Source organism: Stenotrophomonas sp. 10L48, from assembly GCF_056395105.1.
This window is the reverse complement of the sequence record NZ_JBFTIX010000019.1, coordinates 39,979-46,355: the sequence shown is the minus strand read 5'-3', so window position 1 is coordinate 46,355 and position 6,377 is coordinate 39,979. Positions and strand designations below refer to the sequence as shown.

At 65.9% G+C, this 6,377-nt stretch carries 7 protein-coding genes; 3 read left to right on the top strand and 4 right to left on the bottom strand.

The genetic code is table 11. The annotated features are described in order from the left end of the window. A partial coding sequence (locus AC1DCU_RS20645) for an autotransporter outer membrane beta-barrel domain-containing protein (RefSeq protein WP_478014277.1) occupies positions 1-227 on the top strand: 227 nt, incomplete at its 5' end. Between the two features lie 131 nt (positions 228-358). Here the strand turns inward: AC1DCU_RS20645 and AC1DCU_RS20640 are convergent. Further along, positions 359-601, bottom strand: a complete 243-nt coding sequence (locus tag AC1DCU_RS20640; protein WP_442251766.1) for a hypothetical protein — start codon at positions 599-601, stop codon at positions 359-361. 96 nt (positions 602-697) lie between these two features. Here AC1DCU_RS20640 and AC1DCU_RS20635 point away from each other — a divergent pair, with 96 nt between their 5' ends. Further along, the gene (locus AC1DCU_RS20635) at positions 698-2,746 is read left to right on the top strand and encodes an autotransporter family protein (RefSeq protein ID WP_442251765.1); all 2,049 of its coding nucleotides are present in this window, start codon (positions 698-700) and stop codon (positions 2,744-2,746) included. Between the two features lie 459 nt (positions 2,747-3,205). Continuing rightward, complete coding sequence (locus AC1DCU_RS20630; protein WP_442251764.1) at positions 3,206-3,616, top strand: hypothetical protein; 411 nt, start codon at positions 3,206-3,208, stop codon at positions 3,614-3,616. Between the two features lie 621 nt (positions 3,617-4,237). Here AC1DCU_RS20630 and thiL read toward each other — a convergent pair. The 3 genes from thiL to ribH form a co-directional block, all read right to left on the bottom strand. Continuing rightward, positions 4,238-5,200: a thiamine-phosphate kinase gene (gene thiL, locus AC1DCU_RS20625; protein ID WP_051562411.1), complete on the bottom strand. Its 963-nt coding sequence runs from the start codon at positions 5,198-5,200 to the stop codon at positions 4,238-4,240. A gap of 120 nt (positions 5,201-5,320) precedes the next feature. Next, positions 5,321-5,800, bottom strand: coding sequence for a transcription antitermination factor NusB (gene nusB, locus AC1DCU_RS20620; protein ID WP_025876637.1), 480 nt, complete (start codon positions 5,798-5,800; stop codon positions 5,321-5,323). Further along, positions 5,797-6,264 carry a 6,7-dimethyl-8-ribityllumazine synthase gene (gene ribH, locus AC1DCU_RS20615; protein WP_025876639.1) on the bottom strand — a complete coding sequence of 156 codons (468 nt, stop codon included), beginning with the start codon at positions 6,262-6,264 and terminating at the stop codon, positions 5,797-5,799. The genes nusB and ribH overlap by 4 nt, the downstream gene beginning before the upstream one ends. Between the last annotated feature and the right edge of the window lie 113 nt (positions 6,265-6,377).

The window sequence follows — 6,377 nt, the reverse complement described above, 5'->3', positions numbered from 1 at the left end:
GCCCGTACGTGGTGGCGAACTGGTACCGCGATGGCGCCAGCAACGGCATGGCGTTTGACGAGGAAGCACTGAACGCCAGCGTGCCGCGCAATCGCTACGAATTGAATGCAGGTGCGCGGGTTGACTTCCGCACCGGGCTGAGTGCGTCGGGTGGGTTTGGCGTGATGCGCGGTGACCACGGCTACCGCGAAGCGACGGCTAACGTCAGCGTGGCCTACCGCTGGTAGTGCATCACCGCAGCGGAGATGCCTTGCCAACGCACTCGGCATCTTCGCTGTGCATTCCCCTTCTCTCCCCAGTCACCCATGCCATGAAATCAGATACAACCTCCCCACGCGGGCGGGCGCTACGTCCGCACTCAGCGCTTCCTGGATACTGCCTGCTGACCGCACTTGCCGTGTGCGTCGATACTGCCGCAGCAAGGGAACTGATCGGCGAATCCGCAGAGGTACTGCCGGGCCATCCGATCGAATCCTGGCGCTTGCGAGCGGACTCCCAGCTGCAGGTCAATGGTGCCGAAACGGTTGAACTCGAGGCCTTCGATGAATCCTCCCTTGTCCTGACGGATGCCACAGTGCGCTTTGATGGCTCGAGGACGCATGGCGCTATCCAGCTGGCCGACAGATCGACACTCACTGCCTACCGTTCTTCAATCCTGGGCCAAGGCTTGATAGTGAAGGACGCGGCGTCGGCCCGATTGTCCGGCAGCAGTGTGCAGGTCACGCGCGCTGCAGGCTTGGCTGGCTACGAATACTTCACCATCGGGATCGAGATGGAACCCAGCGCCGGTGCGCCATCGAGCGCAGACGTTGAACTCGATGCGACGTACGTGCGTGTAGAGCAGCCCGACTATCCGCAACGGGGCAATACCGGGGTCGGCATACGCCAGGCGCATGGCAGGGTGATGGTGCGCAATGGCTCGCGCATCGTTGCAGATGACATCGGCGTTATTCTGTACAGCTATCGCGATGATCCGCACATCAGCCTTGTCATCGATGATTCGACCGTCATCGGTGGCAGCGGAGCAGCCATCCATGTCGCCACGATCGAGCGGGCACCTGTCTTCGACATCACCGTATCCAACGGTGCGCAGCTTCACGGCGGCGATGGTCACCTGCTGCGTGTCGGCTCATTTATTCCTGGCTACAGTGGCGCCTCCATCGTGCGCTTTACCGTTGACGGTTCGCGCCTTGCTGGCCACGTCGCCAGCGACGATGCCAGCGCACGCCGGGGCAGCTTGCACGTGGCCCTGCGTAACAGGGCGCAGATCGATGGGCGCTTCATCAACGTCACCAGCGCCAACATCGCCAGCGACAGCACCTGGCTGATGACCGGCGACAGCGACGTTGGCCACCTCACCCTGGGCAATACCGGCACTGTGGCGCTGGGCAACGGCAGCACCTTCAATACCCTTGCCGTCGATACCTTCGATGGTGCGGGCGGCACGCTGCTGTTCAACACCCACCTGGGCGACGACAGTTCGGCCACCGACATGCTGGTGATCAACGGTGACGCCAATGGCCAAGCCAACGTGCAGGTGCTCAATGCCGGCGGCGCCGGTGCGAAGACCGACAAGGGCATCGAGCTGATCCGTGTAGGCGGTGCCTCCAATGCGCAGTTCGATCTGCGGGGCCGCGCGGTGAGCGGGCAGTACGAGTACTTCCTGTTCAAGGATGCCAGCGACGGCGGCTGGTACCTGCGCTCGGAGATTCCCGCAGGTCCGGACCCGTGCGACACAGATCCCACGCTGCCGGAATGTGCGGCGGTTGATCCGGTTGACCCAGTGGATCCCGTTGATCCGATCGATCCCGTTGATCCGATCAACCCGGGCCCGCTGCTGCGCCCGGAAGCAGGCGCCTATCTGGCCAACCAATTCGCCATGGACCAGCTTCTGCGCCACGGCTTGCGCGATCGCCACGGCGGCAGCACCGCCACTGACGGCGTGCGCGGCTGGGCCCGGGTGGACGCCACGCAGAGCAAGCTGTCGGCCGTGGAAGACCAGCTGGACCTGCGCGTGGACCGCTCGCGCCTGCAGCTGGGTGCGGACGTGGGCGTTTTCGACAATGGTCGTGGCCGTGTGGGCGTGATGGGTACCATTGCGCAGTCCAGCGCCACCTCGCGCTCGGATGTGACCGGCTACAGAGCACGTGGCAAGTTGGAAGGCGGCGCGCTGGGCGTGTATGGCAACTGGAGCACCGATGCGCTGTATGTGGATGCCAGCGTGCAGCGCGGCCAGTTCCGCAACCGCGTGCAGGGCGACGGCCTGGCCGAAGAGCGTTACGACTCGGATATCTGGCAGTCATCCGTGGAAGCCGGTTACCGCTTCGGCATTGGCCAGATCGGCACTACCACGCTGAGCCTGCAGCCGGAACTGCAGCTGGTCTACACCGATGCAAAGACTGACGTGCATACCGAAACCAACGGCACCGTGGTGCGCGCAGCGGGCAACAGCGGCCTGTCCGGTCGTGCTGGCCTGCGCCTGCAGGGTGACGGCCACCCGGCGGCGGGTGCCTCGGTCAGCCCGTATCTGGCGGCCAACTGGTACCGCGATGGCGCCGGCAATGGCATCGCCTTCGACGATGAAGTGCTGAAGGCCGGCATCCCGCGCAACCGCTATGAACTGAGCGCGGGTGCGCGCGTGGAATTCCGTTCCGGCTTCAGTGCCTGGGGCGGGTTCGGGGTGATGCGTGGTGACAGTGGCTACCGCGAAGCGACGGCGAACCTGAGCGTTGCCTACAAGTGGTGATGTAAACACGAACGGCGCCGGTTAGATCCGGCGCTGTTCTGCTCTCCGTAGCGCCGAGCATGCACTCGGCTCCACAACAAATGTCGCAACTGGCACGCGCAGGCGTGCTCGGCTTCGCGCAGCGCGTTCGATATGCGTCTGCAACATTTTCGAAATTGAAACTTTTCTGATTGGTATAGCAGCACCTGCGTGCACATCATGGCGCGCCACCGACAACGGGTGGCACGGGCTTGCAATCCCGTTAGGTTGATGTGTTGTTTACGCTTGCCTGTCGGCGTCGCGCTTTCCTTGTTGGGCGGCGTCGGCAGGCAATCCGTCCGCGCCCTATGGCGGGCGGTGCGTGGGGGTCTCGTACCCGCCGGCGTTTCTACATCAACCTCCGGTATTGCAACCACGCACCGTCCGCCGCCCTCGCCCAGCGCGAGGGCGGCCCCTTGCTCCGCACTCAAGGACGCCGCCATGACTTCTTCGCTCTATCCCTATCTGTTCGCCACACTGGGCGACGCCGTCGAACGCTTGCCGGACGATCTGGCCAAAGCACTGGAAACCACATTGGGCAGCACAATGCGCGCCCACGCCGACGAAGGCATCACCCTGCTCGGCTGCCTGCAGCGCATCCGCCACGTGGACGCTGCAGGCGGCCAACCGTGGCCGGACAAGGGACGCAAACAGTGCTTTGGTTTCGCGATGGCACGCATCGACCGCGCCAATGCCGGGCTGACCTTGCTGCTGGAACTGCTGCACGCCATCGAACGCGTGCGCGTGGACGGCGATGCCGACCAGCAGGTGGGCGATGACGTGCGCGAAGGGCTGCTATTGGCCTGCCGTGGGCTGGCCGAGTATGTGGATGTGCAGTTGCGGGTGGCGTAAGCAGGGCTGCTGCACGCGCCGGCCCTGCCCTTGGTAGCTGCCAACCTTGGTTGGCATGGCCGCAAGGCCATATGCAGGACGAGACGGCGTGCCAACCAAGGTTGGCACCTACCGGAGCAACACGGTAGCGCCGGGCCATGCCCGGCGTTCTGGTAGGCGTCGACCTTGGTCGACGCAGCATTGGCGCGCAACCCTGACACATCCGTACCAACCAAGGTTGGCAGCCACCAGGACAACACGGTAGCGCCGGGCCATGCCCGGCGTTCTGGTAGGCGTCGACCTTGGTCGACACAGCGTCGGCACGAAGGCCTGACACATCCGTGCCAACCAAGGTTGGCACCCGCTAGAGCAGCGCGGTAGCGCCGGGCCATGCCCGGCGTTCTGGTAGGCATCGACCTTGGTCGACGCAGCATTGGCGCGCAACCCTGACACATCCGTGCCAACCAAGGTTGGCACCCGCTAGAGCAGCGCGGTAGCGCCGGGCCATCCCCGGCGTTCTGGTAGGCGTCGACCTTGGTCGACGCAGCATTGGCGCGCAACCCTGACACATCCGTGCCAACCAAGGTTGGCACCTACCAGAGCAACACGGTAGCGCCGGGCCATGCCCGGCGTTCTCATGTGTCAGGCGAAATGCTCGTATCCGCTCGGGCCGTCGTGGCCTTCGGTGTGCACGCCCTGCCCTTCCATGATGCGGCCGATGCGGGTAATCGGCACGTCCAGCGATTCGGCGACGTAGTGCAGCGCGTCGCGCTGGTCGGCGGCGGCGGTGAAGCACAGTTCGTAATCGTCGCCGCCGTGCAGCGCGCAGTCACGGGCGCCATCGCGGCCGAGCAGTTCGCGCAGTGCCGACGACATCGGCAATGCATCGGCGTCGACTTCGGCGCGTACGCCGCTGCGTGCGGCGATGTGGCCCAGGTCGGCCAGCAGGCCATCGGAGATGTCCACGGCGGCATGCGCGAATGCACGCAGGCGCAGGCCCAGGGTGACGCGCGGGGTGGGACGCAGCAGGCGCAGGCGCAGGGTTTCGTAGTCAGCCAGCAGGGTGGCGGCGGTGACGTTCAATGCGCCCTGCTGCCACAGGCGCAGCGCACCGGCAGCATCGCCGAGGGTGCCGCTGACCCAGATGTCATCGCCAATCTGTGCGCGATCACGACGCAGGGCCTGGCCGCGGGATACCTGGCCCATCGCGGTCACCGACAGCGACAGCGGGCCACGCGTGGTGTCACCGCCGATCAGGGCGATGTCGTGCTGGTCGGCCAGGGCGAAGAAACCATCGGCGAAGGCATCGATCCAGTCTTCGCTGGCCTCGGGCAGCGACAGCGCCAGCGTGCACCAGGCCGGGCGCGCGCCCATCGCGGCGAGGTCGGACAGGTTGACGGCCAGCGTCTTCCAGCCGATGTCGAACGCCGGGGTCTCGGCCGGGAAATGCACGCCGCTGTTGAGCGTGTCGGCGGTGACCACCAGTTGCTCGTTCGGGCGCGGCTGCAGCAGCGCGGCGTCATCGCCGATGCCGAGCACGATGTCGTCGCGCTCGACGGTGCGGGCGCGGATGCGGTCGATGAGGGCGAATTCGGCCAGGGACATGGGGCGCTCCCGCGTTTGTACGTGCCGCGCCGTGCGCGGTGGGCGGTAGTGCCGGCCGCAGGCCGGCAACCTCAGAATCCCTGCAGTTGCCGGCCAGCGGCCGGCATTACCACAGGTGGGTCAGTGACCCGATTCGACCTTGCGCCATTCCACGGCGGCACGATCCAGCACGCCGTTGACGTAGGTGTGGCCATGTTCGGAACCGAAGCGCTTGGCCGATTCGATGGCTTCGTTGATCACCACGCGGTACGGCACGTCCAAGCGGTAACGCAGTTCGTAACCGGCCAGGCGCAGCACGGCGCGTTCGATCGCGTCCACTTCGTCGATGCCACGGTCCAGGTACGGGCCGAAGGCTTCGTCGATGTCGCGACGGTTGTCGAGCACGCCATGCACCAGCGCTTCGAAGTACGCCAGGTCGGCGATTTCGCGGGCCTGTTCGTGGGCGAACTGGGCGATCAGCGACTGGCCGTTGCCGCCGGAGATCTGCCAGGCATAGATGGCCTGCACGGCACGACGGCGCGCGCGCGAGCGCAGCACCGGATCGATGCCATCGCGGCGGACGGGTTTACCGGAGGGCTTGCCCTGGGTGTTCTTGTTCATGGCAGCTGCTCCAGAAGGTTGACCATTTCCAATGCGGCGAGCGCGACTTCCTCGCCCTTGTTGCCGTGGCTGCCGCCTGCGCGGGCCTCGGCATCTTCCACGCGTTCCACGGCCAGCACGCCGTTCAGCACCGGCACGCCGAAGTCCAGCTGCACGCGCATCAGGCCTTCGGCACAGCGGTCGGCCACGTGTTCGTAGTGACGGGTGTCGCCACGGATCACGCAGCCCAGGGTGAGGATGGCGGCGTGTTCATGGGCGGCGGCCAGGCGCGCGGCGACCAGCGGCAGCTCCCAGGCACCCGGCACGCGGATCACGTCGATGTTGGCTTCGGCAATGCCGTTGCCGGCCAGGCTCTGGCGGGCGCCAGCAACCAGCACATCGGTGATGCGGGCGTTCCAGCGGCTGGCCAGGATGGCGAAGCGCGCCGATTCGGGAGTGCGAAGATCGCCTTCGTAGTGGCTCATATGCGGCTTGGGATTCGATTAAGGGGTAATTCTACCGTGGATGGGCCCCGGCCGTGGCTGGCGGGGGCCCGGGGCGTGCCGGCCAACGGTCGGCACCCACCAGCTGCAGTGGG